This window comes from Microbulbifer rhizosphaerae (assembly GCF_014191725.1).
Taxonomy (GTDB): Bacteria; Pseudomonadota; Gammaproteobacteria; order Pseudomonadales; family Cellvibrionaceae; genus Microbulbifer; species Microbulbifer rhizosphaerae.
The window spans coordinates 14,320-30,934 of sequence record NZ_JACHWZ010000022.1; the positions used below are offsets into that span (position 1 = coordinate 14,320).

Sequence of the window (16,615 nt, forward strand, 5' to 3'; positions counted from 1 at the left end):
CGTGCCCATCCTACTGAGGGCTCTACAGCGCGGAATCAGACTACCGCAACAGGCGCAGCAGTTTGAATTTTTTGCCGGTAAACGGCGCGTAGCGCAGGTCCAGGTCGAACAGGTAGCTGCGCTTCATCACCGCCTTGAAATGGCTGAAGGTCTTGAAACCGTGCTCGCCGTGGTAGGCGCCCATGCCGCTGGGGCCCACGCCGCCGAACGGCAGGTCGTGGGCAGTCATAAACATCATGCAGTCGTTGACGCAGGCATTTCCGGAGCTGCAGTGGCTGAGGATGCGGTCGGCGAGGTGCTCGTTCCGGGTGAAGACATAGAGCGCCAGCGGCTTCTCCCGCCCGTTGACGAACGCCTCCACCTGCCCGAAATCCTCCAGCTCGATTACCGGCAGCATCGGCCCGAATATCTCCTCCTGCATCACCGGGGCCTGCACGCCCACGTTGCGCAGCACGGTGGGCGCCACATAGCGGTTCTCAATCTCCACGCGGCCGCCGAATACCACATCCCCGTCGGCCAGGTAATCGGCCAGGCGCTGGGCGTGGCGGCGGTTGACGATACGCCCGTAGTCGGCGGACCGGCCGGGATCGTCGCCGAACATTTCGCGCACAGCCTTCTCAATCGCCGGCAGCAGCCGGTCAGCGGTAGCCTTGGTGCACAGCAGGTAATCCGGCGCTACGCAGGTCTGCCCGGCATTGGTGAACTTGCCCCAGGCGATGCGGCGCGCGGCCACATCGATATTTGCGTCGTCAGCGACGATACAGGGGCTCTTGCCCCCCAGCTCCAAGGTAACCGGCGTCAGGTGCCTGGCCGCAGCGTTCATCACTATCTTGCCCACGGCGCCGCCACCGGTGTAGAGGATATGATCCCAGCGCTGCTCCAGCAGCGCGGTGGTTTCCGGTACCGCGCCCTCGACACAGGCAAAGGCGTCATTGTCCAGATAGCGTGGCAGCAGTTCCGTCACCAGCTTTGAGGTGGCGGGAGCCAGCTCAGAGGGTTTCACCACGGCACAATTGCCGGCGGCAATAGCCGGTACCAGCGGCGATAGCAATAATTGTAACGGGTAGTTCCAGGCACCGATGATCAGCACCACCCCCAGTGGCTCGGGCTGGATGTAGCTCCGGCCCGGCTGGGCGATGACCGGAGTGGAGACGCGGCGTTTGCCGGCCCACTTTTTCAGGTATTTGAGGGCGTGGTCGATATCGCCATAAAGGGCGGAGACCTCGGTGGTATAGCCCTCTTGCGGCGCCTTGTTCAGGTCCTCGCGCAGGGCCTGCAGGAACTGCTCCTCGTTGTCCGAGAGCATCCTGCGCAACTGGCTGAGCTGCTGGCGACGCCAGGCGAGATCCGCCGTGGTGCCGCTGCGAAAGTAGGTTCTCAAACCGGCCATCAGGGCCGCGGCATTGAGTTCGCCGCCAGTACCACCGTCGAGATTGGCTGCCATTTGCGGCTCCAGGGTGAATGCTTGCATAAATAATTCTGCCCCGCCTTGAATTCTTATTGTTCTTTTGACTCCGCACAACAAAGGCCACTTATCGGCCTTGACCTTGCGCGCAATATCCGGGGCAGCCGGCACCAAGTCAAGCCGCCAATTGGAACAAAGTTCCAAACTTGGCGCCAGTTCACTTCTTCCATCCTACGGGCCGATCAGAAATCAAACAGCACCAATAGTGCCAGTACCGTGATCCACAACAACAGGGCGCGGGACAACAGCGCCTGCAGCCCTTCCAGTTGCGCACCGCAGGCCCGCTGCCCCTCGGCCACCTCCACGCCGGCGCTGCACTCACTGGCGTCGATACCGCCCAGCGCGCCCTCCAGGTAGATCTCCAGCACCTCCGGGGTACTCCGCTCGCGACAAGTGAGACACTGGCGCCAGGCGCGGTAGCAGCCCGCGAAATTACCCACGATGGCAAAGCTGAATCCCATTGCCCGCACCGGCAACCACTCGAGCAGCCACAGCCAGCGCATGGCGGTTTCCCTGTTCCCACCCTCTGGCGCCGCGTCCGCGTAGAGTGCGCTGAGACGGTACATCACCGCGCCGGGTATCCCCAATAACAGGAACCAGAACAGCACCGCGAACAGGCGCTCGAAGGCGCAGTAGGCCGCGCCGCGAAAAACCTGCTCGTGCAGTACCTGCGGTTCATCCGCCGGGGCCTCCGGCAATTCGCGCAACAACGGCGCGGCGGCCTTGCGCGCCGCTTCCAGGTCGCCCTGATACCAGTTGCGCAGGTAACTGCTAACCATTTCGTTGAAGTTGCCCCGCCCCAGGCAGTAGAGCAGCAGCAGCGCCCCCAGCAACAGGGCCCCCAGGCCGCCCAGTGCGGCTTCCACCAGCACCATCAGTATCGCTGCGGCCACAACCGGCGGCAGTACCGCCACGGCGAGCATCCGCTCCGGGTGGCCTTGCAGCTCCCCGCGGCCGAAGAGGCGACCGCACCACCAGTGGAACCAGTCGTCCCGGTGCAGGGGCGCGCCGGAGCCCCAGAACTGCACCAGCCCCAGGGCCAGCAGTACCGTGAAAAGAGCCATAGTCAGGTCCAGTCGAATAAATTATCGAACGAGAAGAATAACGCCAGCGGCACAGGGAAAACCAGTAGTTGGCGGTCAATGGTTAGTGATTCGCGGGGAGTAGCTAGTCACTAACCATATCATCGAGCAACGCAAAGTAGCGCTGCCAGTCGAACCCGGGGCCGGGGTCCAGTTTGCGTCCGGGGGCAATATCGGAGTGGCCGGTGATCCTGTCGCGGCCGATCGCCGGATAAGTGTCCATAATCGCCGCGGTGATCTCCGCCAGTATGCGGTACTGGATGTCGGTGTAGGTATCCGTATCCAGCCCCTCCAGCTCGATACCGATGGAGAAGTCGTTGCAGTCCGAACGCCCGCAGAACTCCGACTGACCGGCGTGCCAGGCCCGCTTGCCGCAAGGCACGTACTGGGTGACCCGGCCGCCTCGATCGATCAGGATATGGGCGGAAACCCGCAATCCGGCAACTTCGGAGAAGTAGGGATGAGCGTCGATATCCAACTGCCCGAGAAAGAAGTCGTCGATGTAAGGGCCGCCGTACTGTCCCGGCGGCAGGCTGATACAGTGGATCACCAGCAGATCCACCTCGGTGCCGTCGGGGCGATCGTTGCAGTGGGGGCTCGGTACCCGGCGGGCGCCGGACAGCCAGCCGGATTCGAATTGGTATTTCACTATGATTTCTCCAGTACGACTGGAGACAATTCTATGGGAAGAGCCATGAAAGTGGCGAGGATGCTGAAAAAGCCTGTTTGAGATCTTTCATGCGGACGATTCTTGTAACTCAAATTTCGGGGCGGGATGGACTATCGATGGATGGCACACTGTGGGAGCCTGCCTGCAGGCGATTGAGGTACCGGCGACACCCGCTTCGCCAGCGGGGCTGGCTCCCGCAGGTGGCCCCAACTAGTGTACTGTCTCATACTAAATGGTCCTATCAGAGCCCCCCAAAATGCTCACAGTTAGGCGCAGCTCGCAGGGAATGGTCATTCCATTTTCAAGAGCTGCAACGCCGCTGTGGGCATTTTGGGGGGCTCCCTGCGGGCGGGCCGCTAAGCAGCCATCTGCGGCGTTGCACTTGCTTGACGTAGAATGACTACGCCTGCGCAAGTGCGCCTTGCATCTGGCCGCTTAGCGGCCCGCTGATAGGACCATTTAGTATGAGACAGTACACTAGCTCATCTCGCCACGCTTCTTGCGCACATTGCCGATCACCGACTGCAGCGCCCGCTCGAACAGCATACCGTCGTCCAGGGACATCAACTGGGCGGTGCGCAGGGCATGGGCCAGTTCAAGGCGCGAGAACTCCGCCACCTTGGCGCCGTTGCGGTTGACGAAAATAAACTGGTCGATGTCCTTGATCACCGCGGCCAGGCGGCAGCGGAACTGCTCATCGTCGGAGCGCTTGAGTTCGAACCAGCTGCCTTGGGCCAAGCGGAAAGTCTGCTGCCAGTGAGGGTCGCTTTCCGGGAGTGCCGCCAGGCTTTCGCCCTCCGGCTCCATCGGGGCAACTTCCGCCTCGGCCACCACCTGCTCCAGCTCCTCCATCTGCGGCACAGCCACTTCCGGTGCCAACTCTGACTCCGGCTCGGCCGCCGCGACCTGTTCCACTTCGCGCTCTTCCGCCAGGTCCTGTTCCGCCTGTTCCCTGGCCTGCCGCTCGCGCTCCTCGCTGACCCGCTGGGCCAGGGCAAAGCGCTCCCGGTAAACCTCTTTCAGCTCGGCGAACAGGCGCCGGGCCTCGAAGGGGTTCAGGGATACCGCCTCGACGCCCTCCCGCAGGCGCTCCTGCAGCGCCGGCAGCAGGCCGAGCAGTTGCTGGCGGCTGTCCGGCATCGGGGCCTGCACACTCCACACCAGGTCACGGGCGGTGCGCACATCGCGGCTCCAGGCCTCGCTTTCGGTGCCCTCTTTCACACAGGTGAGAAACAGCATGTTGTTCCACACCTTTTGCAGCCACTCCTGCACCACCGGCGGCAGCTCCCGCTCGGCGACCAGGGCGTCCATCACCGCGGCTACGCGGGCGCGCGCGGCCTGGGTCTTGGCGCGACCATCGGCCTCGTCGACGATGCGGCGCTCGAGCATCTCCGCGCGCTTGCGCTCGCGCTGGATAAACTGGCGGAAGGATTCCAGCAGCAGGGAGAAGATGTTCACGTCGCGGTCGAACTCCTCGAGTACCCGGTCGACGACCTTGCTGACCTCCCGGTACAGGGGATCGGTCTCGAAGTGCTCCCCCGGCTGCCAGCCGGTGGCGGCATCGGCGAGCTCGTTGAGCAGTTTGCGCGCCGGGTGGCCGCCCTTGCTGAAGAAAGACTTGTCGGCGATCGCCACCTTAAGCAGCGGCAACTGCAGGCGCCCCAACTGGTTCTTGAGCGGCTCCGCCAGGTTGCGGTCGTCCAGGATGAAGGAAAACAGCATTTCCACCAGCTTGATGATGTCGCTGTCCACCTTGGCGAGGGATGCAGACTGGTTGGCCTGCACCAGTCGCTGCTGCAACAGCTCGGCCACGTTGAGTAACTGTATCTCCCCGCCGCTCTGGTAGGGCGCGGCGCTCTGCAACTCTCCCAGATGGCCCAGAAGGTCACCGGAGGGCATGGGGGCGAGTCCCGCACTGGCTGGCACCAGTCCCGGTGCGAAATTGCCGGAAATCATACCGCCGGACATACCCGTGCCACCGCCGCCGGTACCCTGGGTGCCGGGGCCCTGGGCGGGCGCCGACGACCCGCCCGCGGGCGTTGTTGGCGTGGGGCGCGACGACCGCTGCCGGACCAGGCGCCGCTGTTCGCGCAGGTTTGGGAGAATTCCCCGCTCCATCAGCAGTTGGTTGCAGCGGTCGTAGAAGTCTCTCAGCTGCAGCATCACCACCTGCTCGAATTTCTTCAGCAGGGTCAGGCGGGCGCGGATATGCAGATCCAGGGGCCGCACGGCCTCGACGAAAGCGTCACAGATGCCGTCGGGCCCCAGGGGGTTGTTCTTGTCGTAAATCTTGACTGCGTAGAGGGTATCCAGCCGCAGGGACAGCTCGGTGATGGGCTCGGCGAAGTCGCGCTTGGCGTTGGCCACCATGGTATCCGCGGCCACCAGCTGTTCGAGGTCGTCGTTGTGCACCAGGGAGAGACTCTCCGAGGCAAAGGGGTCCGCCCCGCGCTCCTCCCGAACCTGGAAAGCCCGGTCAATATTGTCGGCAAAGCGCTCGGCGATCGCCCGCCGCTCCACCCGCAGCAGTCGCAGCGCCTGGAACAGGCCATCCTGTTCTTCCTGGCCGTGGGCACGCTCGGCCATGGAGAAGAGGGAATCGTCCACCTTGCCGAACAGCTGCTTGAACTGTTCCAGCAGCAAACTGCTCGCTTTCTCCCGCAGGGCTGCCACCGTCGAAGGCAGGGGGGTATTCTTGCGCGCGGAGAAACCCGTCCCGGCACTTTTCTCCGCCAGGGACACCACCTTGTTCGAGTCTTTCATATCCATTAGGACCTCTGCGCACCCGCCGGGCGCACTGCGCTATTGATAGTGAATGCGGTTGGCGCCCGGTAACCTTCTGTTCTTTTTGTTTGTGTGGCACCGCCCGGCTGAAAGTCCGCAACCGGGCATTATTCTACCGCCCACCATAGGCCCCTTAAAAAGGGAGCAATGACAATTTGAGACGCTAGTCACAGCCGATTGCGAATAAACCAGGAGGGGCCGCTTCTGTTAATATTGCGCCCCCGAATTTCCGAGGTCCGGCCATGCACCCGCAAGACACCGACATCCCCAACCTGGTCGCCGACATGCAGCACTCGGTGCGCGCGGCACTGGCGGAGGACGTGGGCTCCGGCGATATCACCGCCCAGTTGATCCCCGCCGACCAGCGGGCCCGCGCGCGGGTGATCACCCGCGAAGACTGCACCCTGTGCGGGCGCGCCTGGGCCGAGGAGGTCTTTCGCCAACTGGACCCGGAACTGCGCCTCGAGTGGCATTTCGAGGACGGCGACAAGGTCCCGGCGGAGTCGGTGATCTTCGAACTGGAGGGCAGCGCCCGCAGCATTCTCACCGGCGAACGCACCGCGCTGAACTTCCTGCAGACACTCTCCGGCACCGCCACCACGGCGAGTCAATACGCCACGCGCGCGGCGGATACGCAAATCAGGATACTGGATACGCGCAAGACCATCCCCGGCCTGCGCAGCGCACAGAAATACGCCGTGCTTTGCGGTGGCTGCCACAATCACCGCATCGGCCTCTACGACGCCTTCCTGATCAAGGAGAACCATATCGCCGCCGCCGGGGGCATCGACAAGGCGGTGGCCCAGGCACGCGCCATCAAGCCGGAAGCCCTGGTGGAAGTGGAGGTGGAAAATCTCGAAGAATTGAAACAGGCCCTGGCGAGCGGCGCCGATGTGATTATGCTCGACGAATTCACCGACGCGGATACCCAGGCCGCCCTCTCCCTGGCCAGGGGAAAAGCCAAGATCGAGATCTCCGGCAGCGTGGACAGCGAACGGTTGCGGCAGTTGGCTCAACTGGATGTGGACTACATCTCCTCCGGCAGTCTGACCAAGCACCTGCGCGCAATCGACCTCTCCCTGCGCATCGACCTGTGAGTCAGCGGGCAGCGGCTATTCTACTGGTAACCGCTTACCAAAAGAGGAGAGCGACGCCATGAAACAGTGCGAGACCTGTGGCAACCAGTACGACAAGCCCATGGAAATCACCCTGCACAATCAGAGCCACACATTCGACAGCTTCGAGTGTGCCATCCAGGCCCTGGCGCCCACTTGCGCGCACTGCAACTGCCGGATTCTCGGTCACGGTACCGAGGTGGGCGATGAGTTCTACTGCTGCGCCCACTGCGCCTCTGCAGCGGGGCACGACGAATTAGTCGACCGCGCCTAGCGGCCTCGCCTGACAGATTTTTGCTCCTGCAAAATCTGTATTTCCGTTGGGCGGCACTCCGTTGGGCGGCACTCCGTTGGGCGGCACTCCGTTGGGCGGCACTCCGTTGGGCGGCATTCTGCCATCCATGGCGGTCACAGCAGGCTCCTACAAAGTGCCCTGTAGGAGCCTGCTTGCAGGCGAAAGGGATAGTGCAAGTGCGCAAAGTGAATGGTGGGTGCGTCTCGGCGAATCGGTCCGTCAATGGCAAATGGTGCGCGCGGCGCACCCTACGAACTCGGGACTCGGGACTCGGGACTCGGGACTCGGGACTCGGGACTCGGGACTCGGCAAGAATAACCAATCTCTGATGCGAAGCCACCCGGCTGTTGGGCCGCCACCACGTCAATTTAAAATGGGGACTAGTGGCGGTGATGGTGATGCTCAACACCTGTTTCAGTCGGAGCACTGTGGTGCCCAAGCCCACCCCAGATCGTCCAGAGGCCGAACAGCAGGATCAATCCGGCAAACAGCAACCGCACCGCCGGGCGCTGCACAAAGCCGCGCACCCGCGCCGCTGCGGCGCCGGTTGCCAGCATCGCCGGCACCGTGCCCAGGCCGAAGGCCAGCATCGCCAGCGCCGCGCGCAGGCTGCCGCCCTGGGCCAGGGCGAAGGTGAGCGCGCTGTATACCAGCCCGCAGGGCAACCACCCCCAGAGCGAACCCAAGGCCATCGCGCTGCTCGCACTGCGCACTGGCAGCAGCTTCGCGGACAGCGGCTGCAGGTAGCGCCACAGATAGGCCCCACCCCGCTCCAGCCATACGAGGCCGCGCCAGATTCCGGCGATATACAGCGCCATCGCGATCAACATCAAACCAGCCACCAGGCGCAGGGGCCCCAGCGCTGGCAGGATCGCGGCGCCCACGGCGCCGACCAGCGCCCCCATCAGCGCATAGCTGCCCAGGCGCCCGGCGGAATAGCCGATCAACTGACCCCAGGCCGGCCTCTGCCCCGGCACCGCCACGCCCAGCGCGCCGGCAATTCCGCCACACATGCCGATACAGTGGCTGCTGCCGAGAAAACCGATCGCCAGCGCCGCGGCGAGAAACCCCCAGCCTTCCACTACTCCTCCACGCGCTCGTCGTCGGGCGGGTCGTCGTCGAAGAGAATGCGCCGGCCCTCAGTCTCCAGGTCGTCGTACTGACCGCTGTTGACCGCCCAGAAAAACAGCTTGACCGCAGTGCCGATAAAAATAATGGCGATGGGAATCAGGATATACAGGCTGTCCATTTTCAACTACCGCTAATGAAACTCCCCTCCCCCGCTTGCGGGGGAGGGGTTGGGGTAGGGGGTATCCGCGGGCTGCCCCTCGCCCCGGGAAAGACGCATCGCATTGAGCACCACCACCAGGGAGCTGACGGACATACCGATGGCCGCCGCCCAGGGGGGCACCAGGCCGCACACCGCCAGCGGCAGTGCCAGCGCATTGTAACCCAGCGCCCAGGCCAGGTTCTGGCGCACGATGCGCCGGCATTTCAGTGCCAGTACCACAGCCCGGGGCAGCACGGCGAGGTCGCCCCGCAACAGAATCGCATCGGCCCTGGATTGGGCCAGGTCCGCGGCGGACATCATCGACACGGACACGTCGGCACCGGACAGCACTGGTACATCGTTGAGGCCGTCGCCCACCATCAATACCCGCTCGCCACGCTGCTGCAACTCGCGCAGCCGCGCCAGCTTGGCCTCAGGGGAGGCGCCGGAGCGATATTCATCAATGCCGGCCCGCGCCGCCAGGCGCGCCACTTCCGCGGATTGGTCGCCGCTGAGCAGTTCCACCGCCAGCCCCGCCCCCGCCAACTGAACCACCGCCGCTTTCGCCGTGGGGCGCAGGCGATCGCCCAGGGCTATCCAGGCAATGGCCTCGCCCTCACCAGACAGCAACAGCCACTGCCCTTCGCCCGCGGGCGCCTGCAGGGGCTGTGACAGGGCGAAGTCCGCGCGCCCCAGCCGGTAACGGACATCCTCGATTACGCCCTCCAACCCTCGGCCGGTGTGCACGCGCAACCCGGTTGCGGAGAGCTTGCCGGTCCAGGCGCGAAAGGCCCGCGCCAGCGGATGGTTGCTCTCCGATTCCAGTGCCGCCGCACAATCCTTCACCCGCTGCGGAGTCCAGCCCTCGCGCAGGATTTCGATACGCAGGATGCGCGGCTCGCCCCGGGTCAGGGTGCCGGTCTTGTCGAACACAACCCGAGTGAGCCGGGGCAGTGTTTCCAGCACGTGGCCGCCGGCCACCAGCAGCCCCAACTGCTGCAGGCGCAGGGTGGCCGCCGCCAGCGCCGCCGGGGTGGCCAGGGACAGGGCGCAGGGACAGGTCACCACCAGCACCGACAGCGCAACCCAGAAGGCCCGATCGGGCTCCACCTGCCACCAAAAGGAGAAGGCGCCCAGCGCCGCCAGCAGCACCAGGCCAACGAACACCCCGGCGACACGGTCCGCCAACGCCACCTGTAGGGGCTTTTCCAGCTGCGCCCGCTCCACCAGTTTTTCGATCGCGGACAGGCGGGTGGACTCGCCGGCGGCCAGCACTTTTATCCTGAGCGGGGAATCGCCGTTGACGCTGCCGGCAAAAACCCGATCGCCGGCGGTCTTTTGCTGCAGTGCCGACTCGCCGCTGAGCAGGGACTCGTCCACCCCGCTCTCTCCTTCGCAGACCTCGCCGTCCGCGGGAATGGTATCCCCAGGGCGCAACAGCAGGCGATCTCCCGGTGCCAGCGCCGCAACCGGTACCGACTCCTCGCCGGAGCCGGTGAGACGGGTCGCGGTCAGCGGCAGCAACTGTGCCAGCCCGCCCCGGGCGAGCCCCGCGCGGTGACGCGCGCGCATTTCCACGGTGCGCCCCAGCAGCAGGAAGAAAGTGAACATAGAGATGGATTCGAAGTACACGTCGCCGGTATTGAATACCGTGGCGTAGAAGCTCGCCGCGTAGGCCAGCCCGATGGCCAGGGATACCGGCATATCCATGCTCAACTGGCCGCCGCGCAGGCTGCGCAGGGCGGCGGAGAAAAAAGGCCGCGCGGCGTAGAGCACCACCGGGGTGGCCACCAGCAGCGACACCCAGCGCAGGTAGTGCTCCAGTTGCGGATCGATGCCGGAACTCGCGCCGAAGTAGAGGGCGATGGCGAACATCATCACCTGCATGGTGCCCAGCCCGGCCACGCCCAGGCGGCGCAGGGCGCTGCGCTGTTCGTCCCGGATCAGCCGCTCACTTTCAGCGGCGGTGGCCGGCGCCGGGCGGTAACCGATGTGCGCCAGTTCGGCAAACAGCTGGCGCGGCTGTATGGCCTGGGGATCAAAACAGATTTGTGCGCGCTGGCTGCTCGCATTGACCGATACTTTTTCCACTCCAGGCAGGCGGCCCAGGTGCTTTTCGATCAGCCACACACAGGCGGCACAGCTGATACCGCCCACCAGCAGACCGGCAATTTTCAGGCCGCCTTCGTGTTCGCGCACAAACTGTTTTTGAACTTCCGGCAGGTCGTAGGCAGCCCAGTTGGCAGCATTGGAAGCCGACGCTGCCGGTTCCGGGCGCTCGCTGCAGGTATCGCGATAGCGATAGAAGTTGTCCAGGCCCCCGGCCACAATGGCGCCGGCCACTGCCTCGCAGCCAGGGCAGCACATGGGTCGTTCAGTTCCGTTGATCAATACCGAATGGCGGCTGCCGGCGGGGACCGGCAGGCCGCAGTGAAAACAGCTGGTCTTGCTCATTGCATCCTGGGGCTGAGGGGCGCGGCATCTCCCAGGTCGAAATCGATTTCGCCCTTGAGGCGCCATTCCGCCTTCAGATGTCGATCCGGGTGCAGTTCCGGCATCAGGCGCAGGTACCAGCGGTGCTGCAGAGGCTGGTCGATGGACCCGGCGTAGCGCCCGCCGGTCTCGCGGGTGAGCAGGATATGCCGGTCCTGGTCCGCCTCCACCGGGTGGCTCAGGGTCAGCAGCAGCCGCTGCGGGTATTCGAGATCGCCGTTCAGCTCCAAAACCACTTTGCCGGCGCCGCTTTGGAACTGCACCATCCCCGCCAACCCCAGCTCCCGGGCGCGCTCGTCCTGGCGGGCGCTGTAGTGATACATGCGGCTGTCTTTGTAATAGGTGTCGCTCACGGTGTCGTCGGCATAGCGCACCGAAATCGCCACCATGGTCGTGGAGACCACGACTACCAGGATAATCGGCGACAGCACCAGCCAGAGCCAGGGCTCGCGGTACCAGGGTTTCGAATTGTGTTCGTTCATAATTACCGTTTCGGTCCAATAAACACCGTCTGGTGCTTGTCCACCAGCTCCGGCTTGTCCACCGCCTGCACCACGATATAAATATCGTGCTTCGCATCCTTCAACTGTTCCTTCGGTATGCTCACGCGGATGGGCACGGCAAAAATCTCGCCGGCCTTCAGGTAGATATCCCGCGGCATGCGCAAGGTGTAGTCGTATCCGACTTTACCCTCCACGCGAATGGTAAATTCGTGTGGAGCCTGGTCCATATTGTTGATCTTGACGGTGTACACATTCTGGATCAGGCCCTGCGACTCCCGGAACATCCGGGCGCCGCGGTCGCGCAGGACTTCCGCCTCGATGGGGCTGCGGGTAACCACCTGCTGCACGAACAGGCCGGCCATCAACAGCAGCACCAGGGCATAGCCGAACAGACGTGGGCGCAGCAATTGGGTTTTGCCGGTTTCCAGTTCGTCTTCCGAGGTGTAGCGGATCAGCCCCTGCGGATATTCCATTTTGTCCATCACGCTATTACAGGCGTCCACACAGAGACCGCAATTGATGCACTCGTACTGCAGGCCATCGCGGATATCGATATCCACCGGGCACACCTGCACGCACCAATAGCAGTCGATGCAGTCCCCCAACCCTTCGGCGCGGTAGTCGATGCCTTTTTTGCGCGGACCGCGGGTCTCGCCGCGACGGGCATCGTAGTGCACTGTCAAGGTGTCGCGGTCGTACATCACCGACTGGAAGCGCGCGTAGGGGCACATGTATTTGCACACCTGCTCGCGCAGGAAACCGGCGTTCATATAAGTGGCAAAGGTAAAGAAACCCACCCAGAAGACCCCCTGGGGATGGGCCTGGAAGCCCGCCAGGTCCACCACCAGGTCGCGAATACCGTAAAAATAACCCACGAATGCCAGCGCCGTGGCCAGGGAGATAAAAATCCAGAGGGCGTGGGTGCCGCCCTTGCGCAGAATCTTTTCCGCATTCCAGGGGCCGGCGTCCAGCTTCATGCGCTTGTTGCGATCGCCTTCACAGATGCGCTCGGCCCATATAAACATCAGCGTCCATACGGTTTGGGGACAGGTGAAACCACACCAGACCCGCCCCAGCCAGGTGGTGACCGCGAACAGCGCAAAAGCGGCAATGATCAGCAGCCAGGCGAGCAGGAAACCGTCCTGGGGGCCGAAGGTGGTCCAGAAAATGTGAAATTGCCGCGCGGGCAGATCGAAATGTACCGCCTGCCGGCCTTCGATATTCAGCCAGGGGGTAAAGAAGAACAGCGCCAGCAGCGGCAGGCCGGTGTATTTGCGGATACGGGTGTAAAAGCCGCGGATATGGCGGATATAGACCTTGTCTTCGGACTCGTAGAGCATGCGATAGCGCACTTCGCCATCACCGTCCTGCTCTTCGCGTGTGGGAATTTGATCGCTCACAAAACCTCACTGATACCCTTCGCAAATATGACAACAGGGTGCTGTTTCAAAAGATATGAGGCTTTTCTTTTTCTTCCCTGTCCGCCGCAGTTTTTGCCGGCGGGATGTGCTGATCTATGCCCACCCCACCAGCCGATCACCGACTACTGTTCCACCTCTTCCTGACGGGACAGGCTGTACACATAGGCCGCCACCAGTTTGATCTTGTCCTCGCGCAGCTTTTCCTTTTGCGCCGGCATCTGGTTGCTGCGGCCGCTGCGAATGGTGTGCTGTATCTGCTCGCGGCTGCCACCGTAGAGCCAGATATTGTCGGTGAGATTGGGGGCGCCCATGGCCTGGTTGCCCTTGCCGTCCGGACCGTGACAGACATAGCACACAGTGCCGAAGGTCTTCTGGCCCTCAGTGGCCATGGCGGCATCGTGCTCCAGTCCGTTCAGAGCCAGTACGTATTCCGCGGCATTTCTCACACCCTCTTCGCCGATCACCGACCCCTGGGGCGGCATGGTGCCTTTGCGACCTTCGTGAATCGTCTTGAGAATATCTTCCGGAGAGCCGCCATAGAGCCAATCGCTGTCGGTCAGGTTCGGGAAGCCGTAGTTGCCGCCACCATCGGCGCCGTGGCATACGGCGCAGTTGTTGGCGAAGATGCGCGCACCCATTTTCAGCGCTTCGCGGTTGTCGGCAATCTCTTCGATGGACATTTCTACATACCGGCCGAAGGTCTCGTCGAATTTCTCGCGGGCCTTGGCCTCCTCGTTCTCCAGTTGGCCCACGGAGGTCCAGCCGCTGAAGCCCTTGAAGTTACCCAGGCCAGGATAGATCGCCAGGTAGATGCCGGTAAAAACCAGTGTGGCGACAAACAGCAGAAACCACCATCTGGGCAGGGGATTGTCGAACTCTTCAATGCCGTCGTACACGTGACCGGTGGTACGGTCCTCAGGATCTTCCTGGTCGTTCACCGCAACCCTGCGGTTGGCGAATAATATCCAGGTGACCAGCGCCAGGTTGGCGAGCGTGAGCACAATGACCCATATACTCCAGAAGGTACTCATTTATCGTCTTGCCTCGTATTCTGTTTTGCCGGTGTTCCGCTTTCTTTTTTCTCGCCAGCCTTTCTCGCTGACCGCTCGGACAGCTCTTCATCGGCAAACGGCAGTTTGGCGTCCTCTTCAAAGCGCTTTTTGCGCTTGGGGGAAAACGCCCACCAACAGATTCCCAAAAATGCCAGCGCCCCCAGGACGACGCCGATTACTCGCAAAGTGTTGATATCCACGAATATCCCGCTCCGTTAGCGTTTCTGCTGAACCAGAACACCCAACTGCTGCAGGTAGGCGACCAGCGCGTCGATCTCTTTTACCCGGCCGCCCACGAAGGGCTCGCCGGCCTTGGCGATATCCTCATCGGTATAGGGCACTCCCACTGTGCGAAGCGCGCGCATCTTGATGGCAGTGCGATCGCCGTGGACCACATTGTCAAACAGCCAGGGGAAAGAAGGCATATTGGATTCCGGCACCACGTTGCGCGGGTTGTACAGGTGCGCGCGGTGCCACTCGTCGGAGTAGCGGCCGCCCACGCGGGCCAGGTCCGGGCCGGTGCGCTTGGAACCCCACAGGAAGGGGTGATCGTAGACGGACTCCTGGGACATGGAGTAGTGGCCGTAGCGTTCCACTTCCGCGCGCAGGGGGCGCACCATCTGCGTGTGGCACACGTGGCAGCCCTCGCGGATATAGATATCCCGGCCTTCCAGTTCGACCGGCCCCAGCGGCTTGAGACCGGCGACGGGTTCCACATTGGCCTCGACAAAAAACTGCGGCACGATTTCCACCAGGGCGCCGAAGCTGATGGCGATACAGATGAATACGATCAGGATGCCGACGTTCTTCTCTACTATGTCATGATTTTTCACGATTCGACCTCCTAAACCGCATGCGGCACTGGCGCTGTGTTGTCATTGCGGGCCACATCTTCCTCTTCGGTGACGGTGCGGAACACGTTGTAGGCCATTATGAACATCCCCAGCAGGAAGAGGGCCCCGCCCAGCCAACGCACTACGTAACCCGGGTGACTGGCGATCACGCTCTCCACAAAGCTGTAGGTCAGGGTGCCGTCGGCGTTAAAGGCGCGCCACATCAGGCCCTGGGTGATGCCATTGACCCACATGGCGGCGATGTACAGGACCGTGCCCACGGTAGCCAGCCAGAAGTGGGCGTTGATCAGCTGCACGCTGTACATCTGCCGGCGGTGGAAGAGCACCGGCACCAGGTGATAGATGGCACCGATGGAAATCATCGCCACCCAGCCCAGGGCACCGGAGTGCACGTGGCCCACGGTCCAGTCGGTGTTGTGGGACAGCGCGTTGACCGTCTTGATGGACATCATCGGCCCCTCGAAGGTGGACATGCCGTAGAAGGACAGGGACACCACCAGGAAGCGCAGGGTCGGATCGGTGCGCAGTTTGTGCCAGGCGCCGGACAGGGTCATGATGCCGTTGATCATGCCGCCCCAGGAGGGCGCGAGCAGGATGATTGACATCACCATCGCCAGGCTCTGGGTCCAGTCCGGCAGCGCCGAGTAGTGCAGGTGGTGGCCGCCGGCCCAGACGTAGATAGAAATCAGCGCCCAGAAGTGCACGATGGACAGCTGGTAGGAGTAGATCGGCCTGCCCGCCTGCTTGGGCACGAAGTAGTACATGATGCCGAGGAAGGCCGCAGTGAGGAAGAAGCCCACCGCGTTGTGCCCGTACCACCACTGGATCATCGCGTCCTTGGTACCGGAGTAAATGGAGTAGGACTTGAACGGCGCGACCGGAATTTCCAGGTTATTGACGATATGCAGCGCGGCGATGGTGATGATGTAGGCACCGAAGAACCAGTTGGCCACATAGATGTGCGAGGTCCGGCGCTTGGCGATGGTGCCGAAGAACACCAGCGCGTAGGCGATCCAGATCAGTGCGATCAGGATATCGATCGGCCACTCCAGTTCGGCGTACTCCTTGGTGGAGGTGTAGCCCATGGGCAGGGTGATGGCCGCGGCGATAATCACCACCTGCCAGCCCCAGAAGGTAAACGGGATCAGCCAGCCGCCCCACAGGCGGGTCTGGCAGGTGCGTTGCACCACGTAATAGGAAGTCGCGAACAGCACACTGCCGCCGAAGGCGAAGATCACCCCGTTGGTGTGCAGCGGCCGCAGGCGGCCGAAGTGGGTGAAGGGTTGCCACAGATCGTTCAGATGGGGCCAGGCCAGTTGGGCCGCAATCAGGTCGCCTACAGCCATACCAACGATACCCCAGACCACCGCCATGATGGTGAACTGGCGTACCACTGTGTAGTCATAGTCCGGCGCATCGCCGGCCTTTGCCACGGTTGTCGTCATTGTGTTACTTCCGTTACTTTTTAAAATTCGTGCTCTCGCGGGAACGGTCGCTGGCGGAGCGGGCATCGATCGCGGCCACGGACAGATTTTTGCCCCCAGCTCCAGGTATTCACGGCACCTTCAGCCCCGCAGAATCTGTAATTCCGTTGGGCGGCATTCCGTTGGG

The 16,615-nt window shown here is 62.9% G+C and carries 15 protein-coding genes; 2 read left to right on the plus strand and 13 right to left on the minus strand.

Annotated features, from left to right (window positions below; translation table 11 throughout):
* Nucleotides 1–40 precede the first annotated feature (40 nt).
* From FHS09_RS18520 to FHS09_RS18535, 4 genes are all read right to left on the minus strand, one after another.
* A complete protein-coding gene (locus FHS09_RS18520; protein ID WP_183462682.1) occupies nt 41–1,471 on the minus strand; it encodes an aldehyde dehydrogenase family protein in 1,431 nt (476 codons plus the stop codon).
* 176 nt (nt 1,472–1,647) lie between these two features.
* Nucleotides 1,648–2,529, minus strand: a complete 882-nt coding sequence (ampE, locus tag FHS09_RS18525) for a regulatory signaling modulator protein AmpE (protein WP_183462684.1) — start codon at nt 2,527–2,529, stop codon at nt 1,648–1,650.
* 103 nt (nt 2,530–2,632) lie between these two features.
* Nucleotides 2,633–3,196 carry a 1,6-anhydro-N-acetylmuramyl-L-alanine amidase AmpD gene (gene ampD / locus FHS09_RS18530; protein WP_183462686.1) on the minus strand — a complete coding sequence of 188 codons (564 nt, stop codon included), beginning with the start codon at nt 3,194–3,196 and terminating at the stop codon, nt 2,633–2,635.
* 498 nt (nt 3,197–3,694) lie between these two features.
* Nucleotides 3,695–5,986: a DUF1631 domain-containing protein gene (locus FHS09_RS18535; RefSeq protein WP_246395136.1), complete on the minus strand. Its 2,292-nt coding sequence runs from the start codon at nt 5,984–5,986 to the stop codon at nt 3,695–3,697.
* 257 nt (nt 5,987–6,243) lie between these two features.
* On the opposite strand from FHS09_RS18535, the gene nadC reads away from it, so the two are divergent.
* Nucleotides 6,244–7,098: a carboxylating nicotinate-nucleotide diphosphorylase gene (nadC, locus tag FHS09_RS18540; RefSeq protein WP_183462688.1), complete on the plus strand. Its 855-nt coding sequence runs from the start codon at nt 6,244–6,246 to the stop codon at nt 7,096–7,098.
* 58 nt (nt 7,099–7,156) lie between these two features.
* A complete protein-coding gene (locus FHS09_RS18545) occupies nt 7,157–7,390 on the plus strand; it encodes a hypothetical protein (RefSeq protein WP_183462690.1) in 234 nt (77 codons plus the stop codon).
* A gap of 401 nt (nt 7,391–7,791) precedes the next feature.
* Here the strand turns inward: FHS09_RS18545 and FHS09_RS18550 are convergent, their stop codons facing one another.
* The 9 genes from FHS09_RS18550 to ccoN all read right to left on the minus strand — a co-directional run bounded on the left by FHS09_RS18550 (nt 7,792) and on the right by ccoN (nt 16,449).
* The gene (locus FHS09_RS18550) at nt 7,792–8,493 is read right to left on the minus strand and encodes an urease accessory protein UreH domain-containing protein (RefSeq protein ID WP_183462692.1); all 702 of its coding nucleotides are present in this window, start codon (nt 8,491–8,493) and stop codon (nt 7,792–7,794) included.
* Nucleotides 8,493–8,660, minus strand: coding sequence for a cbb3-type cytochrome oxidase assembly protein CcoS (gene ccoS, locus FHS09_RS18555; protein ID WP_183462694.1), 168 nt, complete (start codon nt 8,658–8,660; stop codon nt 8,493–8,495). Before ccoS ends, FHS09_RS18550 begins: the two co-directional genes overlap by 1 nt.
* Before the next feature lie 12 nt (nt 8,661–8,672).
* Entirely contained in the window at nt 8,673–11,135 is a 2,463-nt protein-coding gene (locus FHS09_RS18560) for a heavy metal translocating P-type ATPase (protein ID WP_183462696.1), read from the minus strand.
* Nucleotides 11,132–11,656 (minus strand): FixH family protein, encoded by a 525-nt coding sequence (locus tag FHS09_RS18565; RefSeq protein WP_183462698.1) that lies wholly within the window; start codon nt 11,654–11,656, stop codon nt 11,132–11,134. The genes FHS09_RS18560 and FHS09_RS18565 overlap by 4 nt, the downstream gene beginning before the upstream one ends.
* A gap of 2 nt (nt 11,657–11,658) precedes the next feature.
* The gene (gene ccoG / locus FHS09_RS18570; RefSeq protein WP_183462700.1) at nt 11,659–13,077 is read right to left on the minus strand and encodes a cytochrome c oxidase accessory protein CcoG; all 1,419 of its coding nucleotides are present in this window, start codon (nt 13,075–13,077) and stop codon (nt 11,659–11,661) included.
* Nucleotides 13,078–13,220: 143 nt separating this feature from the next.
* Complete coding sequence (gene ccoP, locus FHS09_RS18575; RefSeq protein WP_183462702.1) at nt 13,221–14,129, minus strand: cytochrome-c oxidase, cbb3-type subunit III; 909 nt, start codon at nt 14,127–14,129, stop codon at nt 13,221–13,223.
* Nucleotides 14,126–14,350 (minus strand): cbb3-type cytochrome oxidase subunit 3, encoded by a 225-nt coding sequence (locus FHS09_RS18580; RefSeq protein WP_183462704.1) that lies wholly within the window; start codon nt 14,348–14,350, stop codon nt 14,126–14,128. The genes ccoP and FHS09_RS18580 overlap by 4 nt, the downstream gene beginning before the upstream one ends.
* Before the next feature lie 15 nt (nt 14,351–14,365).
* A complete protein-coding gene (gene ccoO / locus FHS09_RS18585) occupies nt 14,366–14,983 on the minus strand; it encodes a cytochrome-c oxidase, cbb3-type subunit II (RefSeq protein WP_183462706.1) in 618 nt (205 codons plus the stop codon).
* An 11-nt stretch (nt 14,984–14,994) separates the two neighbouring features.
* Complete coding sequence (ccoN, locus tag FHS09_RS18590) at nt 14,995–16,449, minus strand: cytochrome-c oxidase, cbb3-type subunit I (protein WP_183462708.1); 1,455 nt, start codon at nt 16,447–16,449, stop codon at nt 14,995–14,997.
* Between the last annotated feature and the right edge of the window lie 166 nt (nt 16,450–16,615).

Excerpts from the sequence above, each read along its gene's own strand:
- FHS09_RS18520 (WP_183462682.1), bottom strand. The coding sequence starts at position 1,471 with ATGCAAGCATTCACCCTGGAGCCGCAAATGGCAGCCAATCTCGACGGT.
- ampE (WP_183462684.1), bottom strand. The coding sequence starts at position 2,529 with ATGGCTCTTTTCACGGTACTGCTGGCCCTGGGGCTGGTGCAGTTCTGG.
- FHS09_RS18535 (WP_246395136.1), bottom strand. The coding sequence starts at position 5,986 with ATGGATATGAAAGACTCGAACAAGGTGGTGTCCCTGGCGGAGAAAAGT.
- nadC (WP_183462688.1), top strand. The coding sequence starts at position 6,244 with ATGCACCCGCAAGACACCGACATCCCCAACCTGGTCGCCGACATGCAG.
- FHS09_RS18545 (WP_183462690.1), top strand. The coding sequence starts at position 7,157 with ATGAAACAGTGCGAGACCTGTGGCAACCAGTACGACAAGCCCATGGAA.
- ccoS (WP_183462694.1), bottom strand. The coding sequence starts at position 8,660 with ATGGACAGCCTGTATATCCTGATTCCCATCGCCATTATTTTTATCGGC.
- FHS09_RS18560 (WP_183462696.1), bottom strand. The coding sequence starts at position 11,135 with ATGAGCAAGACCAGCTGTTTTCACTGCGGCCTGCCGGTCCCCGCCGGC.
- FHS09_RS18565 (WP_183462698.1), bottom strand. The coding sequence starts at position 11,656 with ATGAACGAACACAATTCGAAACCCTGGTACCGCGAGCCCTGGCTCTGG.
- ccoP (WP_183462702.1), bottom strand. The coding sequence starts at position 14,129 with ATGAGTACCTTCTGGAGTATATGGGTCATTGTGCTCACGCTCGCCAAC.
- ccoN (WP_183462708.1), bottom strand. The coding sequence starts at position 16,449 with ATGACGACAACCGTGGCAAAGGCCGGCGATGCGCCGGACTATGACTAC.